The sequence below is a fragment of the Rothia uropygialis genome (assembly GCF_004137765.1).
Lineage (GTDB): Bacteria > Actinomycetota > Actinomycetes > Actinomycetales > Micrococcaceae > Rothia.
This window is the reverse complement of record NZ_NOIS01000003.1, coordinates 557,854-575,337: the sequence shown is the minus strand read 5'-3', so window position 1 is coordinate 575,337 and position 17,484 is coordinate 557,854. Positions and strand designations below refer to the sequence as shown.

16 protein-coding genes and 1 pseudogene are annotated in these 17,484 nt (G+C 61.8%); 8 read left to right on the top strand and 9 right to left on the bottom strand.

The window, feature by feature from the left end; translation table 11 throughout:
* Positions 1-204: 204 nt before the first annotated feature.
* The 4 genes from EWV35_RS09350 to EWV35_RS09335 form a co-directional block, all read right to left on the bottom strand.
* On the bottom strand, positions 205-1,353 hold the full coding sequence (locus EWV35_RS09350) for a glutathione-independent formaldehyde dehydrogenase (protein ID WP_129660921.1): 1,149 nt from the start codon (positions 1,351-1,353) through the stop codon (positions 205-207).
* A 1,100-nt stretch (positions 1,354-2,453) separates the two neighbouring features.
* Positions 2,454-3,239 carry a ferritin-like domain-containing protein gene (locus EWV35_RS09345; protein ID WP_129660918.1) on the bottom strand — a complete coding sequence of 262 codons (786 nt, stop codon included), beginning with the start codon at positions 3,237-3,239 and terminating at the stop codon, positions 2,454-2,456.
* The gene (locus EWV35_RS09340; RefSeq protein WP_129660916.1) at positions 3,229-4,212 is read right to left on the bottom strand and encodes a hypothetical protein; all 984 of its coding nucleotides are present in this window, start codon (positions 4,210-4,212) and stop codon (positions 3,229-3,231) included. Before EWV35_RS09340 ends, EWV35_RS09345 begins: the two co-directional genes overlap by 11 nt.
* On the bottom strand, positions 4,206-6,440 hold the full coding sequence (locus EWV35_RS09335) for an HAD-IB family hydrolase (protein WP_129660913.1): 2,235 nt from the start codon (positions 6,438-6,440) through the stop codon (positions 4,206-4,208). The genes EWV35_RS09340 and EWV35_RS09335 overlap by 7 nt, the downstream gene beginning before the upstream one ends.
* A gap of 123 nt (positions 6,441-6,563) precedes the next feature.
* Here EWV35_RS09335 and EWV35_RS09330 point away from each other — a divergent pair, with 123 nt between their 5' ends.
* From EWV35_RS09330 to EWV35_RS09320, 3 genes are read left to right on the top strand one after another with little or no spacing between them, the layout of a single operon-like run.
* Positions 6,564-7,346, top strand: a complete 783-nt coding sequence (locus EWV35_RS09330) for an SDR family NAD(P)-dependent oxidoreductase (protein WP_129661099.1) — start codon at positions 6,564-6,566, stop codon at positions 7,344-7,346.
* Between the two features lie 5 nt (positions 7,347-7,351).
* Positions 7,352-8,236 (top strand): 1-acyl-sn-glycerol-3-phosphate acyltransferase, encoded by an 885-nt coding sequence (locus tag EWV35_RS09325; RefSeq protein WP_129660911.1) that lies wholly within the window; start codon positions 7,352-7,354, stop codon positions 8,234-8,236.
* Positions 8,233-9,954 (top strand): FAD-binding oxidoreductase, encoded by a 1,722-nt coding sequence (locus EWV35_RS09320; RefSeq protein WP_129660908.1) that lies wholly within the window; start codon positions 8,233-8,235, stop codon positions 9,952-9,954. Before EWV35_RS09325 ends, EWV35_RS09320 begins: the two co-directional genes overlap by 4 nt.
* 140 nt (positions 9,955-10,094) lie before the next feature.
* Here the strand turns inward: EWV35_RS09320 and EWV35_RS13195 are convergent, their stop codons facing one another.
* Entirely contained in the window at positions 10,095-10,232 is a 138-nt protein-coding gene (locus EWV35_RS13195; RefSeq protein WP_165168482.1) for a hypothetical protein, read from the bottom strand.
* A gap of 637 nt (positions 10,233-10,869) precedes the next feature.
* Between EWV35_RS13195 and EWV35_RS09315 the strand changes: the two genes are divergently transcribed.
* Both EWV35_RS09315 and EWV35_RS13470 read left to right on the top strand, forming a co-directional pair.
* Complete coding sequence (locus EWV35_RS09315) at positions 10,870-11,718, top strand: putative RNA methyltransferase (protein ID WP_129660905.1); 849 nt, start codon at positions 10,870-10,872, stop codon at positions 11,716-11,718.
* Positions 11,715-12,029: pseudogene (locus EWV35_RS13470) on the top strand (transposase); the annotation flags it as partial. The gene EWV35_RS09315 and the pseudogene EWV35_RS13470, both read left to right, overlap by 4 nt.
* A 440-nt stretch (positions 12,030-12,469) precedes the next feature.
* Here the strand turns inward: EWV35_RS13470 and EWV35_RS09300 are convergent.
* Positions 12,470-13,351: a helix-turn-helix transcriptional regulator gene (locus EWV35_RS09300; protein ID WP_129660899.1), complete on the bottom strand. Its 882-nt coding sequence runs from the start codon at positions 13,349-13,351 to the stop codon at positions 12,470-12,472.
* Positions 13,352-13,529: 178 nt separating this feature from the next.
* On the opposite strand from EWV35_RS09300, the gene EWV35_RS13330 reads away from it, so the two are divergent.
* Together EWV35_RS13330 and EWV35_RS09295 are read left to right on the top strand one after the other, a co-directional pair.
* Complete coding sequence (locus EWV35_RS13330) at positions 13,530-13,679, top strand: alpha/beta hydrolase (RefSeq protein ID WP_202976066.1); 150 nt, start codon at positions 13,530-13,532, stop codon at positions 13,677-13,679.
* Between the two features lie 27 nt (positions 13,680-13,706).
* On the top strand, positions 13,707-14,468 hold the full coding sequence (locus EWV35_RS09295; protein ID WP_202976065.1) for an alpha/beta hydrolase: 762 nt from the start codon (positions 13,707-13,709) through the stop codon (positions 14,466-14,468).
* A 19-nt stretch (positions 14,469-14,487) separates the two neighbouring features.
* Here EWV35_RS09295 and EWV35_RS09290 read toward each other — a convergent pair whose 3' ends face one another.
* From EWV35_RS09290 to EWV35_RS13660, 3 genes are all read right to left on the bottom strand, one after another.
* On the bottom strand, positions 14,488-15,222 hold the full coding sequence (locus EWV35_RS09290; protein WP_129660896.1) for an SDR family oxidoreductase: 735 nt from the start codon (positions 15,220-15,222) through the stop codon (positions 14,488-14,490).
* Positions 15,223-15,500: 278 nt separating this feature from the next.
* Positions 15,501-16,004, bottom strand: coding sequence for a VOC family protein (locus tag EWV35_RS09285; protein ID WP_238654343.1), 504 nt, complete (start codon positions 16,002-16,004; stop codon positions 15,501-15,503).
* Between the two features lie 176 nt (positions 16,005-16,180).
* Entirely contained in the window at positions 16,181-16,816 is a 636-nt protein-coding gene (locus EWV35_RS13660; RefSeq protein ID WP_202976064.1) for a transposase, read from the bottom strand.
* Positions 16,817-16,970: 154 nt separating this feature from the next.
* Between EWV35_RS13660 and EWV35_RS09275 the strand changes: the two genes are divergently transcribed.
* A complete protein-coding gene (locus EWV35_RS09275; RefSeq protein WP_202976063.1) occupies positions 16,971-17,234 on the top strand; it encodes an alpha/beta hydrolase family protein in 264 nt (87 codons plus the stop codon).
* Positions 17,235-17,484 lie beyond the last annotated feature (250 nt).

Below are 17,484 nucleotides of genomic sequence, written 5' to 3'. Positions count from 1 at the left end.
TCCCGCCGATGTGGAGCTCGAAGATGTCCTGGCCGCCTACGATGATGCGGAACAACAGATCGACTCATACGCCAAGAAGCTGCGGACTTAAGTCCTGCTGCTCGGATGGTTCCGTCCCGGCCAGGGCAGATCGGGTCGTTTCTGTAGCTTGGCCGCGAGAGCTGGACGCGCGGGACTCGGCCCTTGTCAGGGGTTCGTGAGGTATTAGGCTTTGCCGGGCTTGAGCAGGACCTTGGTCCAACCTTCCTCGCGGTCGTCGAAGCTGCGATAAGCCTCGGCGGCTTCCTCCAGCGAGAGCTCATGGGAGACAATCCATGACGGTTGGGCCCGGCCCATCGCGATCAGGTCTCGCAGCTGGCGGTTGTAGCGCTTGACCGGGGCCTGGCCGCTAGCGATCGACTGCCCCTTGAACCAGCTCATCCCGTAGTCCAGGTGCAGACGGCCTGCACTGGCGTCCTTGTCCTCGGCACCCGGGTCGGCGGGCAGGAAGATGCCCACTGAGCCGATGCCGCCCGTGAACTTCACTGAGGCGATCAGCTGATTCATGGTCATTGCCGGGTCCTCGTCACCACCGTGGTCGTGGGCCTGGTAGCCCACGCATTCGCAACCGCGATCTGCACCCAGGCCATTGGTTTGATCGAGAACAAACTGGACCGGGTCGACCTTCGAGTCGTCGATGGCGATCGCACCAATCTCCTCGGCCAAGCGCAGGCGATCCGGCTGACGATCTACCACCATGATCTTAGCCGCTCCGCGCAACGAGGCCGATAGCGCGGCCATCAAACCCACCGGTCCGGCCCCGTAGATCACAACGGACTCGCCTGGGCGCAGCCCAGCCAGCTCGGTGGCGTGGTAGCCGGTGGGGAAGATGTCCGAGAGCATGACGTAGTCGTTCTCCTTCTCCTGAGCATCTTCGCCCAACACCAGCGCGTTGGAATCACCGTACGGCACGCGCAGCAGCTCGGCCTGGCCGCCGCCGTAGTCACCCATCTCTGCGAAGCCATAGGCTGCCCCGCCTTTGCCTTCCGCCGGCTGGTTGGTGAGACAGTAGCTCGTGTTACCGGCTTCGCAGTTGGCGCAGAAGCCGCAGGAAATATTGAACGGCAACACCACGCGGTCGCCTACCTTCACACGGTCCACGCCGGAACCGATCTCCACGACCTCCCCCATGTTCTCGTGGCCCAGGGAGCGACCCGTCTCCATGGAGGTCCGGCCCTCGTACATGTGCAGATCCGATCCGCAGATATTGGTGGTCGTGATACGCACCAGGATGTCCGTAGGGCGCTCGATTTCGGCGTCCGGGACGTCCTTGACCGCAACGTCCTTCGGCCCTTGATAGATGACGGCTTTCATGGCGAACTCCTCGTCTCTCGGGGTGGCCTAGGGCTTTGCGTATGCCCACCGGGCCTGCCGCCGCGCCTGGCTCGGGACTCCGCCCGGTCCGACGCGACGAGCTTAGGGCCACTCTACGTGCAACCCCAGGCCCCGGCTACCACTACCGCAACACCCGGTCACCAGCGGATACCATAATCCGTGTGGGCCACGCGGGCCCGGTACCTGCACTAACAACGTGAATCAGGCCTGTGCCCGGGCTGGGAGAGCATCCGGTACAGGAATAGACGCCGGTGATCGTGAGATTGGGTGTTCATGTGAGAACTTCCCTTCAAACCCCATACCTATATGGGCCACACCCGTCGCGCCGAGACGAATCCACAGGTCAGGATACGCCGGCTCTACCGGGACTCTGGGGCCAAGCGGGTTGCAGTGAGACGGTTGTTCTCGGAGGGTTTTCCCTAACTGGCCCATACAGCCGATCGCCGAGCTTGCCGTTGGCGAAACACATCGCCCGGCGGGGTCGTTTCCCGCTCCTAAAGATCAGTGTTGTGGCAGTCATTCTCACCCCAAGGCGACCTGATACTTGTGTTGTGGTGGTTATGTCCGTTCCTCAACGAAATCCCAGGCCGAAAGTCTGGTCACCCAGCGTGGGGCCGTGGAAACTGACGGTGGCACAAGCTGACATTCGAGGGCATCGTTGGTGGTGTGACGTTGGACGCGAGGGGAATCGAGTATGCAGCGATCAGGAGGAGGTCCAAAAATGAACGTTCGGTTATCCGCGAATCTCGATGACATCGCATATAGACACCCTGGCCGCCCGGTCGTGGGGCTCCTGATGCCGATAGCTGCCCAGGCAATTGTGAGGGTGTGGCCATCGGTGTGAAGTTCCTCGGCCCCGTTTGGCTAATGCGATTGACTAACTATCTGGGGAGAGACCTGTAGGGGTTACGCGCACCGACTGTCTTGTCCGCATGATGCCCTAAAAATCCGGTTGAGTCTCGCTAACCGTAGGATTCAGGGGTTAAGGACACCTGGCTCCATTTATATCTATGCTTTGAGACCGGCGGAGTCCCGAGAGGCATCGCCTCCACGGTTGCTGCTCATCGCGTGTCGCTGCCTCACTCGATGCCCAAACGGGCGAAGGCGTTACGGAAGATCGTGAGCTCGCTGAGGCCAGGCAGTTTCTGCACGCTCTTGTCCAGTTTGTCGAGCTCTTCCCTATGCCCCTGGAAAAGGTGCGACATTACGTGTTTGACCTCGGCGTCGTCCATCATTCCCGAACCCACCGGTTTCCACAGTTTTCCCAGTGCCATGCGTACGATCGACTGCGCCCGAGGGTTCTCTTCAAGTCTCTCTCGCGCCTGTGTGGAGTAGAACGCGACGTGCCGCGTTTCCTGTTTCGCGATGCGCTCGAGAAGCGGGGAGAGAACCGGGTGGTCCTGCATTGCCGCCATACGACGGTACCCTGCGGTGGCGGAGAGCTCGTTGGCAGTGCCCCAAGCCATGTGCACGGCGATGAAGTCCGATCCCACCAGGTTCGACAGAATCGACTGTTTGGTGGGCCCCAAGGCTAGTTTCCATCCCAGGCTTGCGCGCTTGGCTTTGATCTCGTCGTAGTCAACGTGAATGCCATGCTTTTCGAGCACCGCGGCCAGAGCTTCGCCGTGCCAGAATTCCTCCCGGTTCCACATGGTCATGAACGCCGCCGAGGCATCGTCCCGATGGGAAGGGGTAACGAGCAATTCCCGAACGAAACAGGTGGTGTGATACTCGACATCGCACATGTAACGCACCGAGCGCAGCGTGTCCTTGTCCAGTGGCATCTCGTCGAAGAGATCCAGATCGAGATCGGACCACTTCACTGCCTCTGATGTTTCGGCATAGTTGTTGAAATCAAATGCCATGGTGGTTCCTTCCTTGAGCGATTGCCCTGCGGGCGCGGCGAAGTGTCGCGTGCACCTGATCGACGCTCGGCTGAGGGTCGAGCGGCAGGTGACGACCGATCACAGCGTCGGAGTTAGCGAGCTTCTGTCGATCGATACTGTGGGCGAAGATGCTCGCCAGTGCCTCGATTTCATCAGGTTGTGGAACTCCCACAACGCGCAGAGGAGCCCACGGTCTGGTCAGATGGGCCCGCGCGCTGAGCGCCTCTGGGCGTGAACGCGTGATCCGGGCGAGAGCCTCGGTGCGGAAAAATCGGAGAAGCTCCTCACGACGACCGACGAGCTCAGACATCACCCGCCTGGCTTCCCCTTCCAGCCTCGGTATCAGCGCGCTTTCGGCGACCTGCAGGGCACCTTCCTGGATAGCCATCCGGGCCATATGACCAGCAGTTATTGGCTCCTTGACTACATTTCCCACCACGGGGGCCACCACAGGCAGCGCTCGTTCTACCCAGAGACTGCGCAATTTGGTGGCGGGTGATCGAGGTTCCCGTGGCCCTCGCTCTGATGAGGAGCTATCGACTAGCTCCCGCAAAGCATGGGCCAGCCAGTATCGTTCGTAACCCCATGCGGTGATGAAGGCAGTGATGCGTGCTTCATTGGCCGTCCACGAAGCGAGCATCGCACGCGTCTCTGAGAGGGCGGCATTCTCGAGCTTCCACAGAAAATCTAGATCACGGACTAGGCCATCGTCGAGGACCACCGCTTCGACGTCGACGGAGATGCGCCCGCGGGCCCCAGCGACGTAGGCCTCAACATCGAAGTCTGTGCGCAGAACCGTCGGATGGTTCTTACGGGAGAACAGACGGCCGTCGACATGTCCGGGCGGGTGCTCAACCTCTGCGCGAGTTGGTCGCCCCGACCGCAATTCAGTAGTCGCGGCTTCCGCCGGCGGAGCGGTCGTTGCTCTATCGGAGTCTTTGTTGGTCACCATTGCAACACCTTCCAGCGTTTCTTGAGAGCAAGTCCATAGAGACCGAGGTCGGGAGTGACAGCGACTGGCTCGCCAACCAGTTCGAGCCACGCTGTATCGGCTAGCGAATCACCATATCCGGTGGACTTCGACAGGTCTGCTCCGCAGTTGCTTGCATACTTCCGTAGCCAGTTCGCCCGGGCCTCGTCCACTAGTGGTGGAGTCGCTAGATACCCGGAGAGTAAACCTGAGTCCGTGACGTCCATGCGGGTAGCGATGATGTCGTCGAAAAGGTCTGCGAGGGGCTCAACGAGCACTTCCAGGGCGCCGGTAACCAGCACGGTTCGGTGTCCAGCCGCTCGATGCTCCTCAATGAGCTTGCGCGCCTCCGGGCGGATCGAGCTTCGGATCCTTGCCCCGAGCTGCCCGTTGATGACTTCGCGCAGCTTGTCGATGGAAAAGCCCCGATAGCGTCTGTTGACCATTCGGATTAGCTCTGAACGATCGCGGGCCTCGGCCCGCAGAAGGCCCGGGACAATGCCTGCAAGCCCGCCGATAGCACGGGGCCAGTGGTAGGCCGGCTGAGTCGCTTGCATGACTGCGACATACTGTCCAATGACATTCGTTGAGATGACAGTGCCGTCGAGGTCGAACACTGCTAGAGCGTCAGTTTTCGGCCGGATCGGATCGGGGTCTGTTCGAGCGGGCCCAGAGCGACCCCGGGCCCGTGAGTAGCTTCGCGTAAGATCCGTGATTGCGGGCAGGTGGATGTCCTTGAAATAGCGGTCCCAGTTGATCTCTGCGACCTCGAATCCCCGTCTGTCGACGAACTCCGCTGGAAGCCGCCCCAATAAGTTCTTGGTTGCGGCGTCGTCGAAGATCATTTCGGTCGTAGTGTACTGACGATAGAGGTCAGCGAACTGGCGCAAGGACCTCAGGTCGGAATCAACACGATTCAGGTACGACGACCAGGCACGTGTGCGGCGAGATGCAGGGAGTCTGTCGACGACCCGACGCCCGGTTCGCGTACTCAATTCCTTGAGCCGTATCCGCTGTTCGACCAGCTCAGAGTTAGGAAAATGCCACTCAGGGACGTGAGTGGGACCGCCTTCGCGGTTGGGGATGGGCCGATCGAGGAAGTACTCACGAACCGTGGTAACCATTTGGTGAAAAGGCAGAGGGTTACGAGCTCCGGATACAACGTGATAATACTCCGGCTCTGTATGGCCGGAAGCCTGGTCTGAAGTGGGGGCTTCGGAGTCGTGGAGAGCGAGAGCGAGGATCACGTTGACCACGAAGTCGACGGGAATGATGTCGAGGACCGAATCCGCGTGGCCCGGGAATTCAGTGAGGTTACCGTTTGCATAGGCCATGATCAGTGGGTCGGCGACTTTGAACCCATCGATCCAACCAGGGCTCGGCCGGTGCAACGCAGACTCGATGATCGAAGGGCGTACGATCGAGACTCGATGGCCGTATTCGGCCCATTCCTCTTCCGCAACGCGTTCGGCCAACGCCTTCGTAAAAGTGTAAATGTCCGTCCAACCCAGGGACTGGGCACGGGTGTGTCCGAATTCGACGAGTCTCTGTGTGACATATGTATATCGGGCGGCTTCTGCGGCTGTGGCCACGGCCGTCGGTCCCATCCGGGAGCTCTGTGTGCGGGCAGTGCGCATGAATTTGCGCAACTGCTCCGGTGTGCGAGACTCCGCCTCGACCCTGTCACGGGCCTGTTGGGACGCTGCATACTCTGCGTGGCGATCAACCTCGTGAGCTAACCGTTGTTCCTGGGCGAGGCCCTTCGAAATGCCTCTTACGTAGGCGGTCGAGATGTGAATAACGTGTGGGTCCTGGTCGGTTTCGCGCAGCGCGCGGTACAGACACTCCACGCCGTGGACGTTCGTGCGAAACGCTTCGTCGATCGGTGAGTCGAACGAGACCGACGAAGCGGAGTGGACAACCACCTCGTACCGCTCCTCAAGGGGTGGTAGCTCTGATAAATCGCCTTCGATGACATTGACCCTAGTCTCCAGGGCATCGCGGACTACATCTATGCCGACACGCTCGATCCAGGGCGCGAACACCGGTTTGCTCAGCAGCCGCTGCAGGCGGTCTCTCCCGGTCTGTCGTCCGCGTGGACGTATCACAGCAGTGATGTTGACATCCTGTGTGCTTTCGAGAAGGGCTTGGAGGACAGCTTGACCGAGGAAACCGGTCGCGCCTGTCAAAAGAATACGGTTGGGCTTCATTGTGCAACCTGACCAGTTGTGTGGGAGTCGTAGCGATCAATCGGCCAGCGATCTCTTGTACATCCACCTTGCAAAGACTTGCCGGTGGTCGGCTTGTAGCCTTGATCAGTGTATCGTAACAGTATGCATGTTGCTTTGATCACAGGCGGTAGTGCAGGCATCGGCGCTGCCTTTGCTCGTGCCTTTGCCCAACGGGGTCTCGGGTTGGTGCTCGTAGCCCGCGATCGCGGAAATCTGGAGGCCTACGCCGAGCAGCTTCGTGCCGATTACGGGGTCATGGTTGAGACCATGATTGCTGATCTCGCTGATCGTCAAGCGCAGGCGCAGGTGGCAGCCAGGATTGAGGACCCGGGGGCCGCCCCTGCGATCGATGTGGTCGTCAACAATGCAGGCTTCTCGGTGCGTGCAGGACTGCTCGATAAAGATGTCAGTCAGCACGATCGGGGTTTTGAGGTGATGCAGCGAGCGGTGCTGGTCATCGGTGGTGCCGCTGCACGGGAGATGATGAGTCGCGGCAGGGGGCACATCATCAATGTCTGTTCGGTCAGCGCAGGGCTGACTCAGAACAATTACACTGCGATCAAGGCCTGGGCGCTGAACTATTCCGAGGCGCTGTCCGTACAGACGGCGCGCTCCGGGGTCAGCGTCACTGCACTGGTTCCGGGCTGGGTGCGTACCCAATTTCATGCTCGCGCAGGAATTGCGGGATCGTCTATACCGAATTTTTTGTGGTTGGATCCCGACGCACTCGTCGAAGAGTGTCTGCGGGACGTGGCCCGGGGGAAAAGTTTGAGCATTCCGCAACTGCGGTGGAAGTTTGTTGTGGCTGTGTTGCGTACAGCTCCGCGGTCGGCCATCCATCGCCTTTCCAGGGTGCTCACCGTTCGCCGAAACCAGGAGGCCTGAGAGCAATGGGGCTCAATCAGAGACTTAACATGGGCAATTCCGACTCAGAACCTGTGGCTACCCCACCAATTGGTGGGTCAATGGCCAAATATCATTCGAGGGCGCTTGCCAGTTTGCGATTCGTGCTCCAGCGAGTGCTTTTCCGGGGCCTTGTCCTGACCGCGATCCGACCGTCGGTAAAACTTGACCCAGGAGTGCGGCAGCTTGAAGGTGGGTTCCTTGTGGTGGCCAATCATGCCTCTCATGTGGATGCGCCGATCATCGCCCAGAGCCTGCCAAGACAGCAGGCCAAATTCCTCGCCGCAGGCGTCGCCTTCGACTACTTCTTCCAGTCGTGGCCCAAACGCTGGTTTGTGCGTTTGCTGTTTAATGCGTTCCCTATTTATCGCGGCGGTTCGCACAGCAACTCCGCGATTCCTCGTGCGCTGCTAAGGACGGGACTACCCGTGTTGCTGTTTCCTGAAGGCGGGAGGCAACGGACTGGAGCCATCGCAGACTTCAAAGTGGGCTCACTCAAGCTTGCGATCGACACTGGGGTGCCCATCGTCCCAACCGCCGTGGTGGGAGGTTATGACGCCATGCCCAAAGGGCGCAGCTGGCCGCTGCCGGGGAGGCCTCCGGTTCGTGTAGTGTTCGGCGCGCCGTTCACCCCTGCGCCGGGGGAATCGCCGGCCGCATGCACTACCAGGGTCCAGGCTCTTATTGAAGATCTTTACGACGCTGGGTCTGACGAGATCGGTGTTGCCCGTCTAACCCGGCGTAACCGCAGTGCCGACCAGGCAGGGAATCGCGAGCAGGCCGGCCGCGAGCGTGGAGAGAATGATCTCAGGGAGGATCTCACCGACTCCGCCGAACGAGGCGATGTCACCGATGAAGGGATGAAGAATTGAGTGCACCAATCGATGTCGGAGACGTCAAGCGCCATCGTTGGTGGGGCTGGGGAGCTGAGGGCGTGGAATTCCGTTGGGAGAACAAGCCGGCTTTCGCAGCCATTGCCAAGGAGAAGATCGGCCTCGATCTGCGGAATGAGCCGCACCCGGCTACCCCTATTCTCAATGATCACACGGTGCCTGTTTCGCGCATCTCCCGTGAGATCACCGACGAGATCATTGCGGCGGTCGGTGACGCCAATGTCAGCATCGATGACGAATTGCGCGTCATCCACTCGTTTGGGCGATCCCTGCCGGATCTGTATCGGGTACGGAACGGGATCATGCCGCGTCTGGTCGACATTGTTGTTCATCCCGGTAGTGAAGATGAGATTGTTGCCGTGCTCGGGCTCGTCATTAAATATGATCTCGTGCTCATCGCCTACGGTGGGGGATCATGCATCTCGGGCTCCATCACCCCCGATCCGGTTGAAGAGCGACCCGTTGTCTCCCTCAACCTCGGACGGCTTCGCCAGGTGGTCGACATCGATGAGTACTCGGGTCTTGCCAGGGTCGAAGCCGGTGCTTACGGGCCGGATCTTGAGGAGCAGCTCAACTTCCGCGGATGGACGATGGGGCATTTCCCAGACTCCTTCAGTTACTCGACGATTGGCGGTTGGGCGGCAACTCGGTCCTCGGGCATGCAGTCGGACAAATATGGCGACATCGAAGACATCGTGCGCGGGCTACGCATGGTCCACCCCCGGGGCGTCGTCATCAGCAAACCGATTCCCGGGCGTGATTCGGGCCCATCCGTGCACGAAATGGTTCTAGGAAGCGAGGGCCGCCTTGGCATCATTTCCGAATGCACCGTCCAAGTCCATCGGCTGCCCGAGACCCGTGAGGTGGTCGCATACCTGTTTCGGGACTGGGACAGCGGAGTCGAGTGTATGCATGACATTGCCCGGTCCGAGGTGAAGCCAACTTTCACACGCCTCTCCGACGGGGCAGAGACTCGGTTCAGTCTTGCTATGGTCTCTCAACCTACCTCCCTGAAAGGAAAGGTAGCCGCGGGGGCTCAGGGTGCCCTATTTGCCTACTTGCGTTCACGAGGGTGGGAGACGACTGAGGGAATGTGTTTGTCCTATGTCTGCTTCGAGGGCTCGAAGCAGACCGTTGATCGAGAGAAAACGGAAGCCAAGAGACTCGTGGGACGCCGGGGCGGGATCTGTCTGGGTACGGGCCCAGGAGCGATCTATGACCAGAAGAAGTTTGACACTCCGTACCTGCGGGACTTTCTGCTCGGTTACAGGGCCTTCGGCGATGTGTGCGAGACCGGAGTCACCTGGTCGCACCTCAAATCCGTCCACGCCCGTGTCCACCAAACGTTCCGACAGATTCGCCGCGCTCAGGGAGGGCAGGGTTTCATGTTCTGCCATATGTCCCATAGCTACCACCAAGGAGCCTGCCTGTACTTCACCTTTGCCATGCCGTATACCGATGAGCAGACCGCTCTCGACGAGTATCAAGAGGTCAAGAACGCCGTCCAGCAGGAATTTATCGATTCCGGAGGGGGCCTTTCTCACCATCATGCGGTGGGTACCGAGCATCGACCATGGATCGTTGATGATCTCTCCGAACCGGGTGAATTCATGGTCGGATCTCTGTTTCGGGCCACGGACCCGGGACGGCATCTTAACCCTGGCAAGGTTCTCGACGAGCACGGTCAGGCAGGGTAAAAAACGATCTTCAAGGGTGTTGAGCGACGGCAGTCGCGCCGAGTTCTGCCGATGACTTGTGATCGGTTCGGAGGCATTTCAGCAGCGTCATTCAACCTCTGAGACGGGGTGGAATGTGTTCCGGCACGTGCCCTTGTCGTCTAGTAGGTGCTGTTGCTCTGCTGGTGGGGCAGATCGATTTGGTCGGCGGGTATGATGCCGATTTCGCGGACTATGGTGTGAGCCAGTTCCTCAATCGACCCCGGCGGGGAACCTTCTTGGAACTGCTCGTCCTCCATCTGGTCAGCGTTAGCTTTCCCGGTTTCCGTCTTTTCCTGGTATTGCCCCGTGTTCCTATCGTCAATGTGCTCCAGGGTGTGCGGATCTGTTTCTTGTTCTTGGTCTTGCCCATTATTGGCTGCCTCCTCAGATGCCAGGCCCCCGAAGTTCAGTTTCTCGGTATTCCGGGGTCAGGCCGCCTGGACGGCGACCTTGTTTCATCGTGGTCTTATGATCCAGCGCCGTCAAACAGTAACTGCGTCAAATCCCCGTGCTTCTCACTTGTGCGGTTTCCTCCATTCTCGATTTGTCAGGCAGAGCGGGTGCAGCGTCGCCTGGACCGAGTCCCATGCCAGAGGAAGTTTTTTTGCCGATCCTCCAGAGTTGGCCCTAGGCCGTGTCTCTTTATTGCCGAGTGGCGGCAGCGTCGTACAGTGTGCGTATGAGGATTTCGGCCGACCAGGATCTGTAAGTGCGAGGTACTGAGGGCGACGTTGCACAGCGTCGCCCTCATAAGAGTGCCTGTTACGTGCTCCAGCCTTGGTGCCCCGCTCGTTCTACAGCGGATTGACGCGATCCGCGTTCTTCTAATACGGCGACTGACTGAGTTTGTACGTAGGCACAGTCCACCTCCGTCACCGTTGCCAGGAGCGCCTCATGCCTGCTGTGTTTCCCCCTGCCCTCACACCATTCCTCGACTTGTTGCGCTGCCCGGTGTGCAGCGCCGGTCTCCGACCCGATCCCGGCTCGCTGCGCTGTGAACGTGGCCACACCTTCAACATCGCCCGCCAGGGCTACGTCAGTCTTCTAACCGGTGCCCGCGCGACCAGCGGCGACGACGCTTCCATGGTGCACGCCAGGAACCAATTTCTCGCCACCGGCAAATACGGCCCGATTAGCCGCGCCTTGGCTGGTTTGACGGCTGAAGTCCTACCCGCCCACGGCACGGTCGTTGACGTTGGCTGCGGTACCGGCTATTACTTGGCAGGCGTACTCGACCAGCTTCCCGGTACCCAAGGGTTGGGGTTGGACTCGTCGGTACAGGCTCTGCGCTCGGCCGCCCGTTCCCATGAGCGAGCCGCCATGGCGAGCTCGGACGTCTTCCGTGCCTTCCCCCTGGTGGATCAGGCTGCCGATGTGGTCCTGAACGTGTTCGCTCCGCGGAATCCGGTCGAATTCCATCGCGTACTCCGTCCCTCCGGGCGGCTAATCGTCGTGCGACCGACCCATGACCACATAGCTGAACTCCGTAGCTGTGTGCCTGCGATGATCGCGATCGACCCGGACAAGGAGGAACGCCTGCAACGGTCGCTTGAACCATTCTTCGAAGCCACCAGCACCTGTAGAGTTGAGTACTCAGCGCATTTGACCAGTCAAGACGCTGTCGCTTTGGTGGGAATGACGCCCAGCGCACGGCATCTCGACCACGATGCTCTGATCGGTCGTCGGCTCCTACCTGACCACGTGACCGTTTCAGTCCTGATCACCTCCTACCGCCCTCGGTGAGCGCCGGCGGCCGGACGCGCCTTCTGACCGATGAGCAATGGGGCCGACTGGTGGCCCACCTCCCTCTCAACGCGGGGAAAGTGGGCCGCCCGTTCGCTGACCACCGCCGCATCGTGGAGGGGATTATCTACCGCACTTGCGTCCCCTGGCGAGACTTGCCCCGCGACGCGTTCGGTCCCTGGCAGACGGTATGGAAACGCCACCGAAAGTGGGCGGCTGACGGCACCTGGGACAAGGTGCTCGCACATCTCACCACACAAGCCGATGCGCTCGACGAGATTGACTGGACGGTTTCAGTGGACTCGACCGTGAGATCGCCAAGTGTGAGCATGAATTGCTGGAACTGCCCAGGGTCGGTCAGTGATTTATGGATAATCCGGAGGGTGTTGTCCAGGTGCTCGGGGCGGCGGTCCGGCTTTGAACCCTGGTCACTTGCCAGGGACTCGAGGATGCATCCTCTGTCCATACTGTGCAGGTGAAATGGGCACGTGCCGCACAGGTGGACCCCTCGAGTGCCCATTACGAATTCATCTAACGCCTCTATCTCGACGGAGCATACGACGGCGGAGATTGCGGAGTTGTTCGGGGTGGCCCGATCCACGGTTTCCAGGGCCGTCCAACGAGCCGGTATTTAGATGCCAGGGACTTCCAGAATCGCTGATGAATGGATGATCTGAGTCTGTTGAGGCAGGCGTGCTGGCGGGGCCTCCGAACGACACTATGAGACCTAACACCTGTCGTGGCACAAATGTCAGTTTTTTGACACGACCTCGCTCGCTGACCACGATGCGAGAAGTTTGAGTCGCTCGGCTGTGGGCGAGGAGGGCTCAGCGACGTAGGTGGACAGCGAGATGGACGGCGATGAGTCGAGGGTAAGTTCCTCGAAGCCCAGGATGAGTTCTCCGACCTCGTGGTGGTGGAGGGTCTTTCTGCCTGCGCGGTGGACGCCGACGTCGTGGGCGGCCCAGCGGGCGCGGAAGTCCTCGCTGCGCGTGGAGAGCTCGCCGACAAGTTGGGTGAGTTGCTTGTCGTGCGGGGTCGCGCCCGCCTGGGCGCGAAGGATCTTCACGCAGGTGGCGGCCGCGTCGTCGAGGTCGGCGTAGAAGTCCGCTGCAGCGGGGTCCAGGAAGACGAAGGCGGCCATGTTCGGGGCGGAGACCGCCGAGCGCCGGGTGGGGCTGCTGTAGACGACGTCAAACAGCGCCCTGCCGAGGGCGTTGGCGGCGAGCACGTCGAGTCTCCAGCTCAAGGCGATGACCGGCAAGGAGCTCATGGAGTCGATGAGCAGTTGGAGGTTCTGTGGCAAGGACGCCGTGGTCCTCGACTGCCTCCTGGCTCGCGCGGGTCTGCGCGCGGCGCGGGCGAGGTCGTAGAGGTAGGCGGTCTCGTCCTCGTCCAGTTGCAGGGCGCGGGCGAGGGCGTCGAGGACCTCGTCGGAGACGCCGGTAAGGTCGCCTTTCTCGATCCTCGTGTAGTAGTCGGCCGAGACGCCGGAGAGCATCGCGACCTCTTCCCGGCGCAGGCCGGGGACGCGGCGCACGCCAGCACCCCTGGGGATGCCGGCCATGTCGGGGGTGATCTTCGCGCGGCGGGTGGCCAGGAAGTCCCGCACATTGTCGTTCTTCGGCGTCATGCCTCCAACGGTAGGCGGGATACCCGGCTGGGAGCCAGGTGCTGGCAGAACCCCCGGCAGGGGGGTTCCATCGCAACCTTCCGCGCTCCGTCTAATGCGACGAGAGTGGGGCTTGTTCGGGCGGTCGGACAAGGGTCCGGCCCTCGGCGTACACGAGCAGGATGAAAAAGGAGACATCATGACTGAACGTACTGAGCGCGTGACCTTCCGTTCGCCGGGGATGGCCTGGGACCTAGCGGGGGTAATCCATCTCCCGGCGGACTTCGACGAGAACGGGTCGTACCCGGCGATCGTGAGCGTACACCCGATCGGCAGTTGCAAGGAGTAGACCGCCGGGAACGTATACGCGAAGTCGTTGGCGGAAGCCGGCTACGTGGTGCTGGTCTTCGACGCCAGCTTCCAGGGTGAGAGTGGTGGGCAGCCGCGGCTGGTCGAGGACCCGCACCAGCGCGTGGAGGATATCCGCGTCGCGATCGACCACCTGGTGACCCTGCCCTACGTCGATGCCGACCGGATCGGCGGGATCGGGGTCTGCGGCGGTGGCGGGTACGTCATCAGCGCGACGATGACCGATCGCCGGATCAAGGCCGTCACGTCGATCACGGGCGTGAACTTCGGCCGGCTGAGCCGCGAGTCCTTCAGCGGCTACGATCCGATCGGCGCGCTCGAGCAGATGGCTGCTCAGCGCACTGCCGAAGCCCGCGGCGAGCAAACGCGGGTCGACGACTACCTCCCAGCCTCGGTCGAGGCCGGGCGTGAGTCGGGGCTGAGCGACATCGACGTGCTTGAGGCCACGGACTACTACAAGACGGACCGCGGGCAGACAGCCGGCGGAGCGACGAGCGCGGCCTTCTCGCGACGAGCGGCGGCGATCGGCTGGGACGCGTTCTTCGACTCCGAGCAGCTGCTGACGCAGCCGCTGTTGGTCGTCATCGGCGACAGGCCCGGCGGCTTCGGGGCCTATCGCGACGGTCAGGAGATCTATGGTCGGGCCGCCTCGAAGGACAAGCATCTTCTCGTCGTCGAGAACACGTCGCACTACGACCTCTACGACCGGCCGGATCCCACGGCCAAGGCCATTCAGGCCGCGACTGAGTTCTTCGGCACCCACCTGTGAGCCCGGCTCACGCCGTCGCTCAGCTGGACTGGGACATGCTCCACGAGGCCCACAACGTGGTGCGCAGACGACGTGGCTGCTCGAGGACGGTGGCGATCTGGAACGCGATGTCCTCGGGGGCGAGATACGCATCCAGCGACGGGTCTCCTTCGGTGCGTCCAGCTCCGAGGGCGAATTCCGTCTTGGTACCGGCCGGGCAGATGGCTGTCACGCGGATCCCCTCGGGGCGCAGCTCGCGGTCGATCGCGCCGGCGAGACCGACCTGGGCGAACTTGGTTCCCGCGTACACGGCCTCGTCGGCTCCGCCTCGCAGTCCGGCGACGCTGGCGACGATGACGATGTCGCCGGCTCCCGCATCGCGGAAGCGGGGCACTGCGGCCCGGATTGCCCAAACGGTGCCGTTGACGTTGACTTGGACCATGTTGTCCAGCTGTTCGTCGGTGTTGTCGGTGATGCCCCCGTAGTAGCCGATCCCCGCGTTGGCGATAAGGGAATCAATCTTTCCGAAGCGGTCGACGGTCGCGTTGATGAACGCGTTCGCGCTGGCGGGGTCGGTGACGTCGAGCTGTAGGGGCAGCACATTATCCGCTCCGAGTTCGTCCTGCAGCGCTTCGAGGCGATCGGCGCGGCGCGCTCCGATGGACACCTTTGCGCCGCGCTGCACCAACAGCCGGGCTGTCTCGCGGCCGATCCCCGAGCTCGCACCCGTGATCGCCACCACCGTGTCCTGCAGGGATCGTGTCTCAACACCCATGTCAGCTCCTACTTTTCGTCGATCGACTTTCGTGGCTCGTTCTCGGCGGACGTCCCGCCGCCTGCCGGGCTTCGCCGGGGGACATTTCCTCACGCTGTCCATCGCTACAGGGCTCATGCGCTGATCCATTTTCCCAGGCCGGGTTCGTACGCGTCTAGCAATATGACCTCTTGTGACGGTCGACACTGTGACGGCAGCTCGAGCAGAGGGCCGATCTCCGGTGTGTCGTCAGCGTCGCGGCATCGCAGGCGATGGGGTTCGCGGCGGACGTTACTGTGTCATCCAACGAGTTCGACCTCGTTGCCTTCTGGATCGAGGACGACGGCTTCGTAGTAGCCGTCTCCGGTAACGCGAGGGCTCCCCGCGATGCGGAACCCGTCATCGCGCAGCCGCTGAGTAAGGTCGTCGATCGCTCGTCGCGAGCCGAGTCGGATTGCGACGTGCCCCCATCCGAGCTGACCCCTGGCTCGGGCATGCTGAACCCCCGGCCTACTCATGATCTCGAGGCAGGCGTCCCCGGCGAAGGAGAGGAAGTAGGTGCGCAGACCGGTCCTCGGGTTGTGGTACAGGTCGTTGGATCGGGCTCCGAAGTAGGTCTCGAAGAACGTCCGTGAGCCGTCGAGGTCGATCACGTACAGCGCGGCGTGATCGATGGCGACACTCAGCGGTCGGTCCGCGTCGGACTGCTGAGCTGCCGGGCGAGTGGTCGCCAGACCGCGAGTCGTGAACCAGTGCCAGAGGCGCTCATGATGAGCTGTCACGCGCTGAAGGAAGAGTGGCACGAGCGGTGTCCTGTCTGCTGTTGTGCGTGGTGGTCTACGTCGTGTGCACGCTGCCGCGTTGCTGTTGTCCCGATCCCCCCAGCCCGCTGAGTTGACGAGTCGAGGTGCCCATCGCGCTGTACCCGGGCGTTCTCGTCGGGGGCTCTACTCGGGCTGTGCTGCGCCTGACTCGAGGCCTAGTCTGGGGCTCGCGAAGCCAGCGTGGTCCAGGAGCTGCTCGGCGGTGATCCCGCTGAGCGAGGGCAGGATCGACCATTGATCACTGTGGGGGATCTGCACGTCGTCGGGGACGGCGATGGCGATCGTTCCGGCGGCGACGGCTGAGGTCGCTCGCGGCGGACGATGACTCGCCTCCCCTCCGGCCAGTCCTGGAGGTCAATCAGGGTGTAGCGCACCGAGTACAAAACCCGGCGCTTGACCAGCTCCTCGAGAGTCTTCTTGGTCGCCCCGGCACCGTCGATCCGGATCAGCACCTTCTTCCCGGTGAAGCGATGGTCTGGGGCATGCTTGCCGGCCCGAGCCCACGCCGCCTCGCGGGCGCGGTGCCGGGCAGTATGGAGTGCGCGTTCTGCAGCATCGACATCGCTGGCCAGGAGCGCGAGCAGGCGAGAGATCGTGGGATCGGAGGCAACCGGGCCGTAGACGTCCGGCTCGGCCCGGTGGCCTCCGATCCCACCCATAGCCAGCGTCAGCGCCAGGTCGAGCAGGATCTTGCCTGGATCATGCTGCGCCAGCGGGCGTCGCCACAGCGCCAAGGCCACAGAAAGAGACTGGTCCAGGCCGGTCGCGCGGATCGTCTCGGTCAGTAGCACCCCGCCCGCCTGCCCGCATCGCCGACGCCCGGGGCAAGGAGAACCAGTTCCCGCTGGCCCCGATGAAGAAGGAGGACGCGCCGAACGAGGAGCTGCGCCAGGCCTGGGAGTATTACCACACACCCGTTGCGAGCACCCGAATGCTCCGGGCTTCATGACCACGCGAAGCCTGTCGCAGATTATTGCCTACGACGCGTTCCACAAGGCCGAGGTGTTCTTCACCCAGCCGCTACTGGTCATCGCCGGGTCCGAGGCGGGCTCGAAGTGGATGAGCGACGATCTGTTCGCCCGTGTCGCAAGTGAGGATAAGTCCTTTCACATCGTCGAGGGCGCGAACCACATGGATATGTACGACGGCGAGAGGGAGGTCGCCGAGGCCTTGTCCGAGCTCGGCCCCTTCTTCAACGACAAGCTCTGAACCAACGGGAGGGCTTGGTGGCGCCGGTAAGGTGGTGGTGCATAATCGACCGATCGCGATCAGTTGCAGATGCCGGTTCTTGAGGCCTCGACTCAGGTTCTCCTCGGCCCCGTGGCCGCTCGGGGACGTCCGCACCGAATCAGTGGATCGCGTAGCCATAGTGGTCCATTCCTGTACACAAGCGCGAGCCGGATACCCACGCTTCAGGGGAGGTGGCCTGAATTACGCCAGGACCTTCCTACTATGACAC